The organism is Streptomyces sp. 6N223, from assembly GCF_052246635.1.
GTDB lineage: Bacteria > Actinomycetota > Actinomycetes > Streptomycetales > Streptomycetaceae > Streptomyces.
On record NZ_JBQQCA010000003.1, the window covers coordinates 250,364 to 268,621 of the forward strand.

General features: G+C 74.6%; 16 protein-coding genes. 15 read left to right on the plus strand and 1 reads right to left on the minus strand.

Annotated elements, in window-relative coordinates:
* The first annotated feature begins 9 nt into the window (after window positions 1–9).
* From ACTWQH_RS04110 to ACTWQH_RS04170, 13 genes are all read left to right on the plus strand, one after another.
* Window positions 10–849: a carbohydrate ABC transporter permease gene (locus tag ACTWQH_RS04110; RefSeq protein WP_443284926.1), complete on the plus strand. Its 840-nt coding sequence runs from the start codon at window positions 10–12 to the stop codon at window positions 847–849.
* On the plus strand, window positions 849–2,171 hold the full coding sequence (locus ACTWQH_RS04115; RefSeq protein WP_443284907.1) for an ABC transporter substrate-binding protein: 1,323 nt from the start codon (window positions 849–851) through the stop codon (window positions 2,169–2,171). The genes ACTWQH_RS04110 and ACTWQH_RS04115 overlap by 1 nt, the downstream gene beginning before the upstream one ends.
* 206 nt (window positions 2,172–2,377) lie before the next feature.
* A complete protein-coding gene (locus ACTWQH_RS04120) occupies window positions 2,378–3,364 on the plus strand; it encodes an ADP-ribosylglycohydrolase family protein (RefSeq protein ID WP_443284927.1) in 987 nt (328 codons plus the stop codon).
* A complete protein-coding gene (locus tag ACTWQH_RS04125) occupies window positions 3,361–4,674 on the plus strand; it encodes an ADP-ribosylglycohydrolase family protein (RefSeq protein ID WP_443284908.1) in 1,314 nt (437 codons plus the stop codon). The genes ACTWQH_RS04120 and ACTWQH_RS04125 overlap by 4 nt, the downstream gene beginning before the upstream one ends.
* Window positions 4,671–5,873, plus strand: a complete 1,203-nt coding sequence (locus tag ACTWQH_RS04130) for an ADP-ribosylglycohydrolase family protein (protein WP_443284909.1) — start codon at window positions 4,671–4,673, stop codon at window positions 5,871–5,873. Before ACTWQH_RS04125 ends, ACTWQH_RS04130 begins: the two co-directional genes overlap by 4 nt.
* Entirely contained in the window at window positions 5,873–7,273 is a 1,401-nt protein-coding gene (locus ACTWQH_RS04135) for an ADP-ribosylglycohydrolase family protein (protein WP_443284910.1), read from the plus strand. Before ACTWQH_RS04130 ends, ACTWQH_RS04135 begins: the two co-directional genes overlap by 1 nt.
* A gap of 125 nt (window positions 7,274–7,398) precedes the next feature.
* The gene (locus tag ACTWQH_RS04140) at window positions 7,399–8,316 is read left to right on the plus strand and encodes a ribokinase (protein ID WP_443284928.1); all 918 of its coding nucleotides are present in this window, start codon (window positions 7,399–7,401) and stop codon (window positions 8,314–8,316) included.
* The gene (locus tag ACTWQH_RS04145) at window positions 8,313–9,530 is read left to right on the plus strand and encodes a CaiB/BaiF CoA transferase family protein (RefSeq protein ID WP_443284911.1); all 1,218 of its coding nucleotides are present in this window, start codon (window positions 8,313–8,315) and stop codon (window positions 9,528–9,530) included. The genes ACTWQH_RS04140 and ACTWQH_RS04145 overlap by 4 nt, the downstream gene beginning before the upstream one ends.
* A complete protein-coding gene (locus ACTWQH_RS04150) occupies window positions 9,527–10,384 on the plus strand; it encodes an HpcH/HpaI aldolase/citrate lyase family protein (protein WP_443284912.1) in 858 nt (285 codons plus the stop codon). The genes ACTWQH_RS04145 and ACTWQH_RS04150 overlap by 4 nt, the downstream gene beginning before the upstream one ends.
* A 196-nt stretch (window positions 10,385–10,580) precedes the next feature.
* Window positions 10,581–11,588: a DMT family transporter gene (locus ACTWQH_RS04155; RefSeq protein ID WP_443284913.1), complete on the plus strand. Its 1,008-nt coding sequence runs from the start codon at window positions 10,581–10,583 to the stop codon at window positions 11,586–11,588.
* 11 nt (window positions 11,589–11,599) lie between these two features.
* The gene (locus tag ACTWQH_RS04160; protein WP_443284914.1) at window positions 11,600–13,150 is read left to right on the plus strand and encodes an alpha/beta hydrolase; all 1,551 of its coding nucleotides are present in this window, start codon (window positions 11,600–11,602) and stop codon (window positions 13,148–13,150) included.
* Between the two features lie 379 nt (window positions 13,151–13,529).
* Complete coding sequence (locus tag ACTWQH_RS04165) at window positions 13,530–14,696, plus strand: methyltransferase domain-containing protein (RefSeq protein ID WP_443284915.1); 1,167 nt, start codon at window positions 13,530–13,532, stop codon at window positions 14,694–14,696.
* 129 nt (window positions 14,697–14,825) lie between these two features.
* Window positions 14,826–14,960 carry a hypothetical protein gene (locus ACTWQH_RS04170; RefSeq protein WP_443284916.1) on the plus strand — a complete coding sequence of 45 codons (135 nt, stop codon included), beginning with the start codon at window positions 14,826–14,828 and terminating at the stop codon, window positions 14,958–14,960.
* Window positions 14,961–14,995: 35 nt separating this feature from the next.
* Here ACTWQH_RS04170 and ACTWQH_RS04175 read toward each other — a convergent pair whose 3' ends face one another.
* Window positions 14,996–16,051, minus strand: a complete 1,056-nt coding sequence (locus ACTWQH_RS04175) for an RNA-guided endonuclease InsQ/TnpB family protein (protein ID WP_443284917.1) — start codon at window positions 16,049–16,051, stop codon at window positions 14,996–14,998.
* Window positions 16,052–16,308: 257 nt separating this feature from the next.
* Here ACTWQH_RS04175 and ACTWQH_RS04180 point away from each other — a divergent pair, with 257 nt between their 5' ends.
* Together ACTWQH_RS04180 and ACTWQH_RS04185 are read left to right on the plus strand one after the other, a co-directional pair.
* Window positions 16,309–16,497: an Arc family DNA-binding protein gene (locus ACTWQH_RS04180; RefSeq protein WP_443284929.1), complete on the plus strand. Its 189-nt coding sequence runs from the start codon at window positions 16,309–16,311 to the stop codon at window positions 16,495–16,497.
* Between the two features lie 323 nt (window positions 16,498–16,820).
* The coding region (locus ACTWQH_RS04185) for a glycoside hydrolase family 127 protein (RefSeq protein ID WP_443284918.1) at window positions 16,821–18,258 on the plus strand (1,438 nt) is incomplete at its 3' end.

Here is an 18,258-nt window from a genome sequence, read left to right on the forward strand (position 1 = left end):
CGCACCGTCATGCGCACCCCGGCGAAGCGCCTCTCGCGGGCCGGCCAGTACGCGGCGCTGCTGGCGTACCTCGTCTTCCTCGCCTTCCCGCTGCTGTGGCTGGTCTCCACCTCCCTGAAGTCCCCCCAGGAACTGGGCAGGATCGAGCCGGCCTGGCTGCCGGAGGACCCCACCCTGGAGAACTACCGCACCGCCTTCGACACCCAGCCGCTGCTGCGCTCCGCCGTCAACAGCCTCATCGCGGCGGGCAGCGCCTCCCTCATCGCGGTGGCGATAGCCGTGCCCGCGGCGTACGTCCTGGTCCGCCACCGCTCGTGGATCAGCCGGGCCGGGACGGTGTGGATCCTGGTCAGCCAGATGTTCCCGCTGGTGCTGGTGATCATCCCGCTCTTCCTGGTGCTGCGGAACCTCCACCTCATCGACTCCCTCCCCGGCCTGATCCTGGTCTACGTCGTCTGGAGCCTGCCGTTCGCGCTGTGGATGCTCCAGGGGTACGTGCGCGCCGTGCCGCGCTCGCTGGAGGAGGCCGCCGCGGTGGACGGGGCCGGGCGGCTGCGGATCCTGCGCAGCGTCGTGCTGCCGCTGCTCGCCCCGGGCGTGGTGGCGACGCTGATGTTCGCCTTCGTCCTCGCCTGGAACGAGTTCTTCTTCGCCCTCGTGCTGCTCAAGACCCCGGAGAAGCAGACGATGTCCGTGATCCTGACCCACTTCATCGGCGCCGAGGGCGTGGCGGACCTCGGCCCGCTGGCCGCCGCCGCGTTCCTCGCCACGCTGCCCAGCCTGCTGTTCTTCGCGCTGCTCCAGCGGCGGCTGGTCAGCGGCATGCTCGCCGGGGCGGTGAAGGGCTGATGCGCGCGCGACGATCGCGACGATGTGCAGCCGCCGTCGGGCTGGCCGCCCTGCTGCTGTCGGGCCTGTCCGGCTGCGGTTCGGGGGACGACGCCTCGGACGGCACCGTCACGCTGGAGTTCCTCAGCCTGGCCTGGCAGGAGGAGTCCATCGAGGCCACCCAGGCCCTGGTGGACCAGTGGAACGCCGAACACCCCCGCGTCCAGGTCGAGTACGTCCAGGGCGACTGGGCCAACGTCCACGACTACCTGCTGACCTCCTTCATGGGCGGCGAGTCCCCGGACATCTTCCACGACGACGCCTCCGACCTCATCGACTTCGCCAACGGCGGGTACCTGGCCGACCTGTCCGGCCTGCTGCCCGGCTCGCTGCGCTCCGACATCCCCGACGCCTCCTGGCAGACCACCACCTTCGAGCTCGACAGCGGCGAGAGCGGGATCTACGGCGTTCCCTTCCTCCAGGAGCCGCGCGTCCTCATCGCCAACGCCGAGCTGCTGCGGCGCTCCGGGGTGCGCGTCCCGACCACCGACGACCCCTGGACCTGGGAGGAGTTCGAGGACGCCAGCCGCGACCTCACCCGCGGCGACACCTACGGCGTCGCCTGGTCGATGAGCGAGCCCGTCAGCCAGTCGGTCAACCTCTCCCTCTCCACCGGCGGCCGGATCTTCTACGAGGACGCCGACGGCGAGAACGAGATCCGCTACGGCCCGGCCGACTCCGCCGTCGCCGAGCTGATCAACCGGCAGGTCAACGAGGACCACACCGCGCCCGGCAGCAGCCTCGGCATGACCGGCTCCGACACCCTCCCCGGCTTCTTCGCCGGGCGCTACGCCATGCTGCCGCTCAACTTCTCGTACCGGCAGCAGGTGGCGCAGCAGGCCCCGGAGGGCTTCGAGTGGACCGTGCTGCCGATGCCGACCGGCGGCGAGGAGTACGGGCTGGCGCAGGGCGTGGCGCCGCAGACCCTGTCGGTGTCGGAGGACTCCGACCACCAGCAGGCCGCCGCCGACTTCATCGCCTACCTCACGCGCCCCGACCACGCCGTCGACCTGGCGCTGGGCGACTGGATGCTGCCGACCAGTTCCACCGCGCTCGCCGACCCGGCGTTCACCACCACCGACCTGGGCTGGCGTACCGGCGCCGAGGTCTCCCAGCAGCTGCGGCCCTCCCCGGTGCTCGGGGTGCGCGGCTACCCGGAGTGGAAGGACAAGATCGCCACGCCCGCCCTCCAGAACTACTACAGCGGCGCCGACGACCTGGACGACCTGCGAGAGGAGCTCGCCGACGACGGAAACCGGATCCTCGACCGCTACCAGCGCTGACAACGACGCCAGCGCCGAGGTAGCTGACGCACCGCGACACGACACAAAGGAATGAGCGCGCACACACCATGAGTCTCAGCCTCGATCAGGACAGGCAGGACACGCCCCCATCGGCAGCGAAGCCCACCGGCGTGACACGGCGACGGCGCCGTGCCACGACGCCCGCCCACGGCCCGATCGTGCCGCGCGACCGCGCCCGCGGCGCGATGCTCGGCCTGGCCGTCGGCGACGCGATCGGCGCACCCGCCGAGAACCTCAAACCCTCCCAGATCCGGGAGCGGTGGGGCCGCATCGAGGGCTTCGTCTCCGAGGACCCGATCGGGACGGACGACACCGAGTACGCCATCTTCTCGGGCCTGCTGCTGGCCGAGCACGGCTCGGCGCTCACCGTCGCCCACGTGGAGGCCGCGTGGCACGAGTGGATCGCCGACCGGGACGAGGGCCCGTTCAAGGGCGCCGGGTTCAGCGAGCGCGGCACGCTGGAGAACCTGCGCCGGGGCCTGGCCGCGCCGATCTCCGCCCAGCACCGGCACGCCTGGAGCGACGGGCTCGCCATGCGGGCGGCGCCGTTCGGGGTGTACGCCGCCGGGCGGCCGGCGGAGGCGGCGCGGCTGGTGTCGATCGACGGCACCGTCTCCCACGACGGGGAGGGCATCTACGGCGGGCGGGCGGTGGCGGCCGGTGTGGCGGCGGCCATGGTGAGCCACAACCCGGACGTGGTGGTGCAGGCCGCGCTGTCCGTCGTGCCCGAGGACTCCTGGACGGCACGCTCGCTGCACCGGGCGGTCTCGGCGGCCCGGCTGGCGCGGCGCGATCCGCAGGCCACGCCGCTGTCGATCGAGCGGGCGGTGCGCTCGGCCACGGTCATCGGCGGCTACCCGTGGACCGACCTGGCGCCGGAGGCGGTGGGGCTGGCGTTCGGCGCGTTCGCGGCGGCGCGCGGCGAGATCACGCGGGCGGTGCCGACGGCCGTGAACATGGGCCGCGACGCCGACACCACGGCGGCGGTCGCGGGCGCCCTGGCCGGCGCGCTGCGGGGAGAGTCGTCCATCCCCGCCGAATGGGCGAAGGCCATCGGCCCGGTGCGCGGCAACTGCCTGCCGTCCATGGCGGGGCGCCACATCCTGGACCTGGCCGACCAGCTCACGCCGCCCCCCGGCGGTCGTGAAGACGACGAGAGGGCCGCAGCGTGACCAGCCCCCAGCCCGGTCGTGGGCAGTCGTTCCGCAAAGGCGACGAGGGCACCTCCCAGGCCCCCGGGTCCCGGGAGAGCGCGGGCGCGGCCGGGCCCACGGACCCGCACCACCCCCACGGGGGTCGGGCGGCGGAGCCCCCGGACCAACGCGGCCGCATCGCCGGGCTGCTGCTCGGCCTCGCCGCGGGCGACGCCGCCGGCTGGCCCTCCGGCCGGCACCGCGCCGCCCGCATGCCGGACTGGACCCGGCGGCTGACGCGCGAGCTCGACACCTTCGCCGAGCAGAACGCCACGACCACGCTGCCCGTGCCGATAGCGCTCAACCAGCCGCCCGAGCCGCTGCGCCTGGGACCCTCCGACGACGCCGAGTGGGCGGCGTTCACCGCGCTGTCCGTGCTGTCGGCCACCGAGGCGGAGGCGGGCGCGGGCGACAGCGACCTGACGGCCGACCAGCGGGTGCGCTCCGCGCTCGCGCTGGCCTGGAGCGGGCTGGCCGACGAGGTCGCCGCGGCGGCGGCGCGCGCCGACGAGATCGAGTCGGCGCAGATCCCGCTCCGCGCCCGCATCTCGGTCCGCGCCGGGCTCGGCAACCTCGCGGCGGGCCTCAGGCCCCCCGCCACCGGGCACGACAACCCGCACTACTTCGACGACGCGGCCTGCGTGCGCGCCGCCGTGCTGGCGGTGGTCCACCCCGGCGACCCGGCGGCCGCCGCCGACCTCGCCGAGTTCGACGCCCGCTACACGCAGGACGGCGACGGCGTGCACGGCGCCCGCGCCGTGGCGGCGGCGGTGGCGGCGGCGCTCGGCGGCGCGGACATCGACGGCTGCGTGGAGGAGGCGTTGCGCCAGCTGCCCGAGGGCACGGAGATCCTGCGCAACGCCGAGCAGGCCGTGAAGCTCGGCCGCTCCGTCGCAGCCGCCAGCCCCGGCGCGCCGGGCAACGCCTTCGCCCTGGTGCCGGTGCTGGAGCACGAGATCGTCGACCACGTCTACAGCTACGGCATCGCGGCGGCCGAGACCGTGCCGGTGGCGCTGGCCGTCGCGCTGGCGGCGGGCGGCGACGTCACCGAGGCGGTGCCCAGCGCCGCCTGCCTGTCGCGCGTCGCCGACTCCGCGCCCGCGCTCGCGGGCGCCCTGACGGGCGTGGTCGGCGGCGCCGAGGCGTTGCCCCTCACCTGGCGCGAGGCGTGCCGCTCGCTGGCGGGCTGCGCCCTGCCGCGGCTGGCCGGCACCGATCTGACGGAGATCGCCGCGCGGCTGGCCCGCACCTCCCTCACACCTCATGCACGGAAAGGACCTGACGCATGACGACCACGCCCACGCCCACGTCCACCACGCCCACCGAACGCTCGACGCCGACGCTGGAGGACCGCATCGCGGGGGCGCTGGTCGGCGCGGCGGTCGGCGACGCCCTCGGCGGCGCGGTCGAGGGCTGGTCGCCGGAGGCCATCGCGGAGCGCTACGGCGGCCGGGTCACCGGCATCGTCGAGCCGTTCCACCGCGACCGCTGGCGCACCGCCCGCCCCATCGCCCCGTACCACAAGGGCGACGGGCACGTCACCGACGACACCCTCATGACGCACGCGCTGATCCGCGTCTACGAGAAGGTGCGCGACCACCTCGACGCCTACGCCGTGGCCGACCACCTCGTGCCGGAGCTGATCACCACCCCGCGCTGGATCCCCGAGCTGGAGGCGGAGGCGCTGCCGCTCCAGCGGGTCTTCCTCGCCGAGAAGTGGCTGGTGGCGCGGCTGCACTACGGCCACGTGGACCCGCGCGAGGCCGGCGTCGGCAACATCGTCAACTGCGGCGCGTCGATGTACATGGCGCCGGTTGGCCTGGTGAACGCCGGGCACCCGGAGGGTGCGTACGCCGAGGCGCTGGACGTCGCCGGCGCCCACCAGTCCAGCTACGGGCGGGAGGCGGCCGGCGTCTTCGCCGCCGCGGTGGCCGCCGCGTGCAAACCGGGCGCGACGCCCGATGCGGTGGTGGAGGACGTGCTGGCGCTCGCCAAGGACGGCACCCGCTCGGCGATCGAGGCGGTCTGCGAGACGGCGTCCCACTACGACGACTTCGAGGCGGCGCTGGGCCCGCTGCGGGAGGCGGTGGCGCCGTTCGACACCGTCGGCCCCGACTACCGCCAGCCCTCGCTCGGGGCCCGCCGCCCCTCCCGGCTGCACGCCATCGAGGAGCTGCCGATCGCGCTCGGGATGCTGGTGGTGGGGGGCGGCGACTTCCGCCCCGCGGTGCTCGGCTCGGTCAACTACGGCCGCGACTGCGACTCCATCGCCACGATGAGCGGCGCGCTGGCCGGGGCCCTGCGCGGCGAGGGCACGGTGCCGGAGGAGTGGAGCGCGGAGGTGGCGCGCGCCAGCAGGCTCGACCTGCACGCCCCGGCGGCGGCGCTGACGACCGTGGCGCGCGAGGTGTACGCCCGCGATGTGGAGCGCCGCCGCGCGCACGAGCGCCGCTTTGCCGCTATCGCGGGGAATCCGGGGGAGGCGTGATGCTCCGGCTGACGTGGGTGCAGCCCGAGGACCTGCTCGGGCACGAGCTGCGGCAGGCGGAGGAGGACGGGCGCGAGGAGGAGGCTCTCGCCGCGATCGAACGCCGCTGGCTCGCGTCGGGGGGCCACCTGGCCCCCGACCGGGCGGGGGCGTCCCCCGCCCCGGTGGATCCGGCGCTGCGGGCGCTGGCCGAGGAGCTCCTGGACGAACTGGCGACGCTGCGGTCGCCGCTGGCGGAGAAGGAGCCGACGGACCTCGCCGCCATCCGGGCCGCCTGCCCGTCCTGGCCGGGGCGGAGCCCCGAGGGGCGGGCGTGCGGGGATCGCCCCGCGCTGCGCGCGCGCCTGCACGCCGCGTGGCTCGGCCGCGCCGCCGGCTGCGTGCTCGGCAAGCCCGTCGAAAAGGTGACCCTCGCCGGCATCCGGGCCCTCGCCCGCTCCGCAGGCAACTGGCCAATCCGCACCTACTTCACCGCCTCCGGCGTACCACCGGAGGTCCTCGCCGCCCACCCCTGGAACCGCCGCGCCGCCGCCGTCTCCCTCGCCGAGAACCTCGACGGCGCGCCCGAGGACGACGACCTCAACTACCCCCTCCTCGGCCTGCTCCTCCTCCAGCGGCACGGCCACCGCTTCACCACCGCCGACGTGGCCCAGCTCTGGCTCGACGAGCTGCCCGCCGGCCGCACCTTCACCGCCGAGCGGGTGGCGTACCGCAACCTGCTCTCCGGCATCGAGCCCCCGGCGACGGCCGCCTACCGCAACCCGTTCCGCGAGTGGATCGGCGCCCAGATCCGGGGCGACGTCTTCGGCTGGACCCACCCCGGCGACCCGGGTGCCGCCGCCGAGCTCGCCCACCGCGACGCCGTGCTCAGCCACACCGCCAACGGCGTCTACGGCGAGATGTTCGCCGCCGCGGCCGTGGCCCGGGCGGCCGGCGGCGACGCCGACATCCACGCCTGCCTGCGCGCGGGCCTGGCCGTCGTGCCGCCCGAGTCCCGCTACGCCGAGGCCGTCCGCTTCGGCATCGACGCGGCCCGCGCCGCGCCCGCCATCCCCGAGGGCTTCGACGCCGCCGTGGACCGGCTCCACGCCCGCTACGCCGGCGACCTCGGCTACCACTGGGTCCACGTGCTGCCGAACGCCGCCCTGCTCGCCGCCGCCCTCACCCACGCCGACGGCGACTACGCGGCCTCCATCTGCCGCACCGTCTCCGGCGGCTGGGACACCGACTCCAACGGCGCCACCGCCGGCTCCCTCGCCGGGCTGCTGGCCGGCTCCCCCGAGGCGATCCCCGGGCAGTGGACCGCTCCCCTCCGCAACCGCCTGGCCACCACGGTCGCCGGATTCGACGGCATCGGCTTCGACGCCCTGGCCGAACTCACCCTGGAGGCAGCCGCATGAAGCACACGAAACACACGGAGCACGCGGAGCACACGGAGCACACGGAGCACACGGAGCACACGGAGCACACGGAGCACACGGAGCACACGGAGCACCCCACCATCGCCGTCCTGGGCTCCACCAACATGGACCTCGTCGCGTACGTGGCGAGGGCGCCCGCCCGCGGCGAGACCGTCGCGGGGCGCGAGTTCCGCACCATCCCCGGCGGCAAGGGCCTCAACCAGGCGATCGCCGCCGCCCGCGCGGGCGGCGCGGACAGCTCCGTCGCCATGATCGGCGCCGTCGGCGAGGACGACTTCGGCGCCCGGCTGCGCGCCACCCTCACCGAGACCGGCGTGGACGTGGCGGCGTTGCGCACCGTGCCCGGCCCCAGCGGCACCGCCCACATCGTGGTGGACGACGAGGGCGGCAACTCCATCGTCGTCGTCCCCGGCGCCAACGCCGCCGTCACCGCGCTCGCGCCCGGCGACGAGGAGCGCATCGCCGCCGCCGACGCCCTGCTGATGCAGCTCGAACTCCCCCTCGACGGCGTGCTCGCGGGCGCCCGCGCCGCCCGCGCCCACGGCGTACGCACCGTGCTGACGCCCTCCCCCGTGCCCGACCGGCCTCTGCCGGACGAGCTGCTGGCCCTCACCGACCTCCTCATCCCCAACGAGCACGAGGCCGCCGCCCTCACCGGCCACGACGACCCGCGCCGCGCCGCCCTCGCGCTCCTGGACGCCGTGCCCGGGGTCGTCGTCACCCTCGGTGCCGCGGGCAGCCTCCGCGCCGCGCGCGGCGCGGAGCCGGTGACGGTTCCGGCGGCGCGGGTGCGCGCGGTGGACACCACGGCCGCCGGGGACGCGTACGCCGGCGCGCTGGCGGTGGCGGCGTACGGCGAGTCGCGGCCCATGCCCGAGGCGATGGCCTGGGCCTCGGCCGCCGCCGCGCTCTCCGTGCAGCGCGCCGGCGCCTCCTCCGCCATGCCGGACCGCACCGACATCGACACATTCCACAGCCGGCACGGCCGGCACACCCAGCACCACCTCGAGGGAGCACGATGAATCCCGGGAACCCTGACAGGCCAGAACCGCCCGCCCCCCTGGACGGCCTGCGCGTCCTCGACCTCGCTACGCTCTTCGCGGGGCCGCTGGCGGCCACCCTCCTCGGCGACTTCGGCGCCGAGGTCGTCAAGGTCGAGCACCCGCGCAAGCCCGACCCCTCGCGCGGCCACGGACCCGCCAAGGACGGCGTCGGCCTGTGGTGGAAGCTGCTGGGCCGCAACAAGAAGACCATCACCTGCGACCTGTCGACCCCCGGCGGGCGCGAGGTGCTGCTGCGCCTGGTGGCCGAGTCCGACGTCGTCATCGAGAACTTCCGCCCCGGCACCCTGGAGCGGTGGCAGCTCGGCTGGGAGCAGCTCTCGGCCGCCAACCCGCGCCTGGTGCTGGCCCGCGTCACCGGCTTCGGCCAGTTCGGCCCGGCCGCGCGCCGCCCCGGCTTCGGCACCCTGGCCGAGGCCATGAGCGGCTTCGCCGCCATCACCGGCGAGCCGGACGGGCCGCCGACGCTGCCGCCGTTCGGCCTGGCCGACTCGATCGCGGCGATCAGCACCGCGTACGCCGTGATGACGGCGCTCGCGGGCCGCGACCGCACCGGGCGCGGCCAGGTCATCGACATGGCGATCATCGAGCCGATCCTGACCGTGCTGGGCGCGCAGCCGATCTGGTACGACCAGCTCGGGTACGTCCAGCCCCGCACCGGGAACCGCTCCACCAACAACGCCCCGCGCAACACCTACCGGACGGCGGACGGGCGGTGGGTGGCCGTCTCCACCTCGGCGCAGTCGATCGCGGAGCGCGTGATGCGGCTCGTCGGGCGGCCGGAGGTGACCGGCGAGGAGTGGTTCGCCACCGGCACCGGCCGGGCGCGGCACGCGGCGGAGCTGGACGAGGCCGTCGCCTCCTGGATCGCCCGCCACAGCCGGGACGAGGTCATCGCGGCGTTCGAGAAGGCGGAGGCGGCGATCGCGCCGGTCTACGACATCCGCGACGTGATGGCCGACGAGCAGTACCGGGCGCTCGGCACCATCGCCGAGGTCGAGGACGAGGAGCTGGGCCGCGTGCGGATGCAGAACGTCCTCTTCCGCCTCTCCGAGACGCCGGGCGCCATCCGCTGGGCGGGCCGCCCCCACGGCGCCGACACCGACGCCGTGCTGGCCGGTCTCGGCCTCAGCCCCGGCGAGATCGCCGCGCTCCGCGAGGAGGGCGCGCTATGACCTCCCCTGCCGGTTCTCTCCTCCTCACCTGGCTGTACGCCCCCGGCGACCGGCCCGAGGTGGTGGCGAAGGCGCTGCGCTCCGGCGCGGACGTCGTCATCGTCGACCTGGAGGACGCGGTCGCGCCCGACCGCAAGGGATACGCCCTCGACGCCACGGCCGAACTCCTCGCCGCACGCCCGCCGGTGCCGGTCCACGTGCGCCTCAACGCCCTCGACGGCCCGCTCGCCGCGTCCGAGGCCCGCCGCCTGGCGCCGCTGCCGGGCCTGGGCGCCCTGCGGCTGCCGAAGGTCACCGCCCCCGCCGACGTCGCCCGCGTCGCCGGCTGGGCGGCCACGCCCGGAACGCCGTCCCTCTACCCCCTGCTGGAGAACGCCCTCGGCGTCGAGAACGCCTACGCCATCGCCACGGCGCACCCGGCGGTGGCGGGCGTCTCCCTGGGCGAGGCCGACCTGCGGGCCGACCTGGGCGTCACCGAGGAGGCGGGCCTGGCCTGGCCGCGCGGCCGGGTCGTGCTGGCCGCGCGCGCCGCGGGCCTGCCCCCGCCGCCGCAGTCGGTCTACCCGGACGTGCGCGACACCGAGGGCCTGGCCCGCTCCTGCGCGGCGGGCCGCGCCCTGGGCTTCCTGGGCCGGGCCGCGATCCACCCGCGCCAACTCCCTGTCATCGAGCGGGCGTTCCTCCCGTCCGAGCGGGAGATCGAGGCGGCCGAGGAGATCCTGAAGGCGTCTGCCACCGGCACCGGCGCCCTGGCCCTGCCGGACGGCCGGTTCGTGGACCCGGCGGTCGTGGCCTGCGCCCACCGCACGCTGGTGCTGGCCCGCCGCGCGCGGCGTGACTCGATGACGCGGTAGACGATGCGTGAGGGGCGGAGGCTGCGTTAGCGTGGCGATCATGCGCATGGCAGTGCTCTCGCCGCCCCCGGCCCGCTAGGCGGGCCGCCCTCGACACGAGCGCGCCGGCCGCCTCTCGGCGGCTCCGGCGCGCCGGCTGGTTGTGCCCGCACACACGGGAGACCACGACCATCCGCTCCGTGGAGGAGATCCATCCGTGTCGAACGCATCCGAAGCATCCCTGCCCGGCCGGCCGGTCGGCCGGGGCCTGGCGTATCTCGCCATCGCGGGCACCGCGTGGGGGACGACCGGCGCCGCCGTCGAGGTCGTCTACCGCTCCAGCGACGTGGGGCCCCTGGCCGTGTCGTTCTGGCGGTTCCTCGGCGGCATGGCGCTGCTGCTGCTCGCGGCCGCCGTGCTGCGGCGCCCCTCCCTCGCCGCCCCGCGCCCGTCGGGCCCGTTGCGCCCGCGCGCGCTGCTCCTGGCCGGCACCGGCCTCGGCCTGGCCGTCTTCCAGGCGGCGTACTTCGGCGCGGTGCGGGACACCGGCCTGGTCGTCGCCACCATCGTCACCCTCGGCGCGGCCCCCGTCCTCACCGCCGCCGCCGGGCGGCTGTTCCTCGCCGAACGCGTCGGCCGCGGCGGGCTGCTGGCCGTCGGCGGCGCGGTGGCCGGGCTCGCGGTGCTGGTGCTGGGCAACGAGGCCGGCGTCGTGCGCCCCCTCGGCGTGGCCTGGGCATTGCTGTCCGCCGCCGGATACGCCGTCTCCAACGTCCTGGGCCGCTGGACCGGACGGCACGGCGCCGGGGAGGACCCGTACACGCTGACCGTCTGGTCGTTCGGCATCGGCGCGGCGCTGATGCTGCCGCCGGCCCTGGCCGAGGGCCTGTGGCCGCACGCCGGCCACCCGGGCCGGGTGGTGCTGCTGATGCTGTACGTCGCCGCCGTCACCACCGCCCTCGCCTACCCGCTGTACTTCGCGGGGGCGGCTGTCGTGCGGGCGGCGACGGCGGCGGTGGTGATGCTCATCGAGCCGGTGAGCGCGGCGGCGCTGGCGGTGCTGCTGCTGGGCGAGAGCCTCACCGTGGCCACGGTCGCGGGAACGGTGCTGTTGCTCGGCGCCATCGCCGGCCTGGCGGTCGCCGAGTCGCGGCTCGCTGGTGGGGTAATCCCCCGGGCGAGGCCGGGGGAGCGCCGGAGTGCCGCGCGAGACGCCGCGGCCTAGCGTAACTTCCCATGATCACAAAGAAGTTGATCGCCGCGCTCGTGTGCGCGACAACCGCGACAACGCTTCCCGCGGGCGCGGCGACCGCCGCCGGCCAGGGCGGCGGCCCCGACCGTGGCGCGCCCACAGGGCTGGAGCGCTACTACCAGCAACGCATCGACTGGGGAGGCTGCGCGCAGGGCCCCGGCGACGAGCTCGGGCAGGAGCTGGACGCCGCCGGCGTCGAGTGCGCCGAGGTCACCGTGCCGCTGGACTACGCCGAGCCCGACGGCCGCACCATCACCGTCGCCATATCCCGCATCCCCGCCACCGACACCGCCCACCGCGTCGGCCCGCTGCTGCTCAACAGCGGCGGGCCAGGCGGCACCGCCATCGACATGCCCCCCGACATCCGCGAGGCCATGGGCGAGGTCGCCGCCCGCTACGACATCATCGGCATGGACCCCCGCTTCGTCGGCCGCAGCACCCCGCTGGACTGCGGCTGGCCCACCGGCTCCTTCCTGCGCGCGCCCGGCGACACCCGCGCCGACTTCCGCGACGCCGTCGCCTTCCAGCGCGACCTGGCCGAGCGCTGCGAGCGCACCAACGCCGACGTGCTGCCGCACGTCACCACCCGCAACACCGCCCGCGACATGGACGTGATCCGGGGCGCCCTGCGCGAGGAGACGATCTCCTACCTCGGCTACTCCTACGGCAGCTACCTCGGCCAGGTGTACACCCAGCTGTTCCCCGGCCGCACCGACCGCATGGTGCTCGACGGCGTCAGCGACTCGCGCGTCTACAACCCCCGGATCCTGCGCGGCGCCGAGGCCGCCAACGAGGCGGCGCTGCGCGACTGGGCCGCCTGGGCCGCCGAGCACCCCGGCACCGGCCACGGCCTGGGCACCACCCCGGAGGCGGTGCTGGAGACGGTGGAGCGCGTCTTCGACGCGGCAAGCGAGCGGCCGCTGCGGGTGGGCGACTACGACATCGGCGAGCACGTCCTGCCCGCCATCGTCTTCAGCAGCCTCGGCACCGACCACGCCGACTCCTACACCGGCCTGGCCGCCACGGTCGGGGTGCTGGCGAAGGCGGCGAACGGGGAACCGGTCGAGCCCACGCCGCGGCTGACCGAGACCCTGACGTACCTCCTCACCGGGGAGAGCTCCCCCTACGGCAGCGCGCAGGCGGCGATCCTGTGCGGGGACGTGCCGGCCCCGCGCGACCCCGCCGTGCACTGGCGGGACGTGCAGCGCAGCCGGGCCGAGACCCCGCTGGCCGGGCCGCTCATGAACAACATCACGCCCTGCTCGTTCTGGGACCGGCCCGCGGAGCCGCCCACGGTCGTGGACGGCGACCAGGACGCCCTGCTGGTCGCCGCCACCGGCGACCCCCGCACGCTCTACGAGCGCACCCTCGCCGTGCGCGAGGAGCTGTGGCCCTCCTCCCGCCTGGTCACCCTGGACGGCGCGCACCACCACGGCGTGTACGGCGAGTACGGCAGCGCCTGCACGGACGGGCTGGTCAACGACTACCTGCGCACGGGGGAGCTCCCCGAGCGGGACGTCACCTGCCCGGCGTGAGCGGCGTGCGCGGCGTGAGCGCGTACGCCTCGGGTTAGCCCCACCACGGCTCGGGGGTGGCCGCCACGGCTTCGGCCGCCCCCGCGTCCGTAGCGTCGAAGTTGAGGAGCCGAGGAGGACGGAGGCGACGACCGGCCGCGACATCGGCCAGCGCAGCGCGAGTTCGGGCAGCGCCATGCCCAGCTCACCGGCCAGCGCGCCAGGTTGGTGACGCAGGGCTGCCGGGGCCTGAGGGCTGCCGGGGCTATAGGCTGTCGCCCATGACGTTCTTCTTCCACCTGCGTTAGCCGCCGTCGGCGAAGCGAGGAGCCCCCGTCGCCGACGAGGCGGGGCAGCGGAGCGCTGCCCCGAGTGCTGACGTGGGAGAAGAACAATCACCATGCACACGCCCCTCGTGGCGCGCTGCGTCCGTGGCCTGGAATCCACCGTCGCCGCCGAGGTTGTGGGGTCCGGGCTCGGCGTCGTCACCGACCTGCGCCATCGCGAGGTCCACTTCCACGCGTCCGGGCCCGCGCCGCGGCTGCGGACCGCGGACGACGTCTTCCTGCTCGCCGCCCAGCGACCCGATGTCGGAGCGACGAAGCGCGATCTCCAGGCCTTGGCGGAGTTGGCCGAGCTCGCCGACACCGACCGCCTCCGGAGCCTGCGCCGCGTCCTGACGCGGGCGGAGCACGACCTCACCGGCATCGACGTATCGGCGTCCTTCCTGGGCCGCCGCACGTTCAGCCGTTACGACGCCGAGGACGTCGTCGGTCCGGCCCTGGCCCGGCGGTTGGGCGTCTCCTACCACTCGCGGCGCACCGGCAGCGCGCCGCCGCCGGGTCACTGGGGGTGGCGGCTGACTCTCGATGGCGCGCGGGCCACGCTCATGCTGCGTATCACCGACCGACCGCTGCACCGCCGGGCGTACAAGCGGCGGACCATCCCGGGCACCCTGCACCCGCCGCTGGCCGCCGCCATGGCCGCGATGGCCGACATACGCCCCGGTCACCTGGTCCTCGACCCGTGCTGCGGCGCCGGCACCCTGCTGATCGAGGCCGCGCTCGCGCAGCCGGGCGCCCGCTTCCACGGCTTCGACCTCTCCCACGACGCGATCGCCGCGGCCCGCGCCAACGCCGACGCCGCCCACCTGCCGGCAGCGCAGCCCGCGGCCCTGCCCATCAGCATCCGCCGCTCCGACGCCGGCCGCCTGCCTCTCCCCGACTCCGGCGTCGACCGCGTGCTGTGCAACCCGCCCTGGGGCACGCAGGCCCACGCCGGCGGCCTCCTGGCCACCGCACCCTCCCGCTGGTGGACGGAACTGCGCCGCGTCCTCGCGCCGGACGGCACGGCCGTGCTCCTTCTCCCCGATCCCGACGCCCTGGCCACTGCCATCCGCCACCGCCTCACCCCCACGCACCTGCGGCGTGTCCGCGTCTCCGGCGCCCAGCCATTCCTCGTCCACCTGGCACCGGCCGGCGGCGACGGGAGCCGCCGGGCCACCGCAGCCTCCCTTCCCGGGCGCCCACCACGACGGCCGCGGCTTCCCACAACTCCGCGGCGGTGACGGCACCGTGCCAGGTCGCCAGGGCGAGAGGGCCGGCGGGCCGCTTCCGTCATATGCAGCGGACATGTCAAACTCATGCGCCAGCGCAGACCCCAGTCCCCCAGTCCCCCCACGTATCCCGGAGGACCCATGCGATCCCCCACGCTCGCCCTGGCCTCGGCGCTCGCGGCGTCGTTACTCGCCGCCGGCCCTGCCACCGCTGGCGACGACGACACCCGCGTCGTCAGCTACCACGGCTACGAGGTCGCCGTTCCACGCGCTTGACATCCTCCCCCTCCTGAAAGAGGGGGATTCCAGCCCTAGGTGGGTTGAGGTTCACGGGCGCTCGAACGGCTGGTGGCCGTTGTCACCCCTCCGGCACCGGCTGTGCGCCGGGGGCGGGGGATCCCGCCCTGTCCTGCCGCGACGTTGGTTGCTGAGTTCTCATCCGCGTTGCAGGTGAAGCCGCAGGATACGCACTCGAAGTCGGCTTGGCTCTCGCGCGACTTCTTCTCGATCCATGGGCAGGCGCTGCACCGCAGGGAGGTGTACGGGGCGGGAATGTCCTCCACCCGGCCGGGGGCCTTGTGCTCGGTCCGCTGGCGCAGCAGACCCCAGCCTGGGGCGAGGATGCCACGGTTCAGTCCGGCCTTGGCCCGGACGTTCTTACCGGGCTGCTCGACCGTGCCCCGGGCGGAGCGGGTCATGTTCTTGATATTCAGCTTCTCGAAACGGATCAGGTCATGCGACCCGGCGAGCATGGTGGAAGTCTTCTCGCACCAGTCCTTGCGCCGGTTCGCCTCCCGCGCCTTCAGCTTGGCAACCTTGGCGTACTCGGCCGTCTTCCGCGCGCTGCCCTTGGGGGCATGGGCGGCACGCCGCTGGAACTTGCAGATCTGGGCGCGTTCTCTGGTGGTGAGCTGGGGGCAGTTCAGCTTCCGCCCGTCGGAGAGGGCGGCGGTGATGGTCACGCCCCGGTCGATGCCGATGATCTCGCCCGTGCCGGGCGTGGCGATCGGTTCGGGGATGACGGCGAAGGCGATGTGCCACTGGCCGTTGCGGAAGGTGACCCGGAAGGTCTTCGCGCGGGGCAGCCCGGAACGGCTGAGGCGGAAACGGACCCAGCCGCAGCCGGGTACCTTCACCTGCGCCCAGCGGCGGTTGAGCTTCTGCACGACGACGCATCGGCCCATGACATGCTTGCCCTTGGCATTCAGCTTCGGCGAACCGTCCTGGTGGTACTCGGGTACGCGGTCGGTGCCGATGACGCGGAAGCCCTCGTGCTGATGCTTCTTGCGCCAGGTCGGCTCCCCGAACCCAGAGGTGAAGCAGGCCTGCTTGGCCTTGGCGAAGTCCCTCAGGGCCTGCTGCTGCACGTCCGCGTTCCCGGCGGCGAGCCACTCGTTGGCCCGCCGGGCCTGGTGAGCTGGCGGCACTGCTCGGCGAATCCGGGAGCAGGCTTCCGGCCCGGCTTCCAGTGCGCGTGCTGCTCGACAGCCAGATTCCAGACGTACCGGGCATGCGCGCAGTGATCGAGCACGATGCTCACCTGCCCGCCCGTCGGGTACATCCGGAAACGTGACATGACGTCACCGTAACGGCGCAATGGCGGCTGATCACGTTCACGCTTCGCATCCCTGAAGAGCTTCACACCCGGCTGGCCGACCGGGCGACCACCGACCGGCGAACCCTCAACTCCGAGTTGCTCCACCTGCTCGAGACCGGCCTGAGCGCCGTCTCCTCCCGGACATCGCATCACCCTGGTCACGAATCGGCCACCCCTACCCCGCTCCGCGGGAACACCCACCCACGCCGACCCTGAAGGGCTGGACACTCTGCCCGAGAGCAAGGTCGACGGCATCCTCGGCCCGCAGACCTGGGGGCGTTGCAAAGGGGACGCTGAGAAGACGCTGAGAACCGGCTCGCAAACGGCGCATCGTATACGCCGTAGACCGGGCCGTGACCGCGCCGACGGCCGCCGAAATGACGCACACGGGGAGCGAACGCCCTGCTGCGGCTGGTCGTCACGGGCCACGGCCCGGTCGTGGCGTAACACGAACGTAACCGCCACCGCCCTTGCGGGCGTCACTCTGTACCAGTGCAATGTCACCTGCCACATGTCAGCACGCACCAGAACGGACCGAGATGCCCCCTCAACAGCAGCAGGCCCCGGCCCGCCCCGAGGGCGCCCCGGCCGTCCGGGCGACGGGACCCGCCGGGCGCGTCCTGGGCACGCGCGAGGTGACGCTCACCGACGGCCTGCTGGCGCTGTGGCAGCGCCGCAACCGGGACGCGACGCTGCCCCACGCCGTCCGCGAGATCACCCGGGCCGGGAACCTGGACAACTTCCGGCGGGTGACGGACGGCACCCCCAACCCCCCGCCCTACCAGGGGCGTTACCCGTTCCTCGACACCGACGTCTACAAGACGCTGGAGGGCCTGGTCTACGAACTGGCCCGGGGCGCCGAGGAGTTCAGGGAGTTCTACGAGGAGAGCGTCGGCCTCGTCGAGCGCGCGCAGGCCGCCGACGGCTACCTCGGCACCTACTTCCAGGGCCCCGACGCCGCCAAGCCGCCCTGGCAGGACCTGGTCTGGGGCCACGAGCTGTACAACCTCGGCCACCTCACCCAGGCCGCCGTCGCCGCCGCCCGCCAGCTCGGCGACGATCGGCTGCTGCGCGTCGCCCGCCGCTTCGCCGACCTCGTCGTCGCACGCTACGGCGAGGACGGCGAGCCGCTCTACTGCGGCCACCCCGAGGCGGAGATGGCGCTCGTCGAGCTCTACCGCGAGACCGGGGAGCGCGCGTATCTGCGGCAGGCCGAGCTGTTCGTCACCCGGCGCGGCTCGCGGGCCCTCACGCACTCGGTCTTCCCGGCCGCCTACTTCCAGGACGAGGTGCCGCTGCGCGAGCTGCGCTCGGTCACCGGCCACGCCGTGCGCATGGCGTACCTCGCGGCCGGGGCCACCGACGTGTGCCTGGAGACCGGCGACGCCAAGACGCTGGCGCACCTGGAGGAGCTGTGGGACGACATGGTCGCCACCAAGCTCTACCTCACCGGCGGCCTGGGCAGCCGGCACTCCGACGAGGCGGTCGGCGACCGGTACGAGCTGCCGTCCGAGCGCGCGTACGCCGAGACCTGCGCGGCGATCGGCACGATGCAGTGGGGCTGGCGGCTGTTCCTGGCGACGGGGCGGGCGGACGTGCTGGACGTCGTGGAGCGCGTGCTGTTCAACGCCTACGCCGTCGGCACCTCGCTGGACGGGCGGGCGTTCTTCTACGACAACCCGCTGCAGCGGCGGCCCGACCACGAGCAGCGCAGCGGCGCGGAGGAGGGCGGCGAGCCGCTGCGGCGGGCGTGGTTCGGGTGCCCGTGCTGCCCGCCGAACGTGGTGCGGTGGGCGGCGCAGCTCCAGGACCACATGGCCGTCGTCTCCGACAGCGGGTTGACGATCGGCCTCTACGCCAGCGCCACGGTGCGCACGGGCGTGCTCGACGTGACCGTCCGCACCGACTACCCGTGGGACGGCCGGGTGACCGTGGAGGTCGACGCTCACCCCCGGGTGGGGTGCCGGGGTGTGGGCG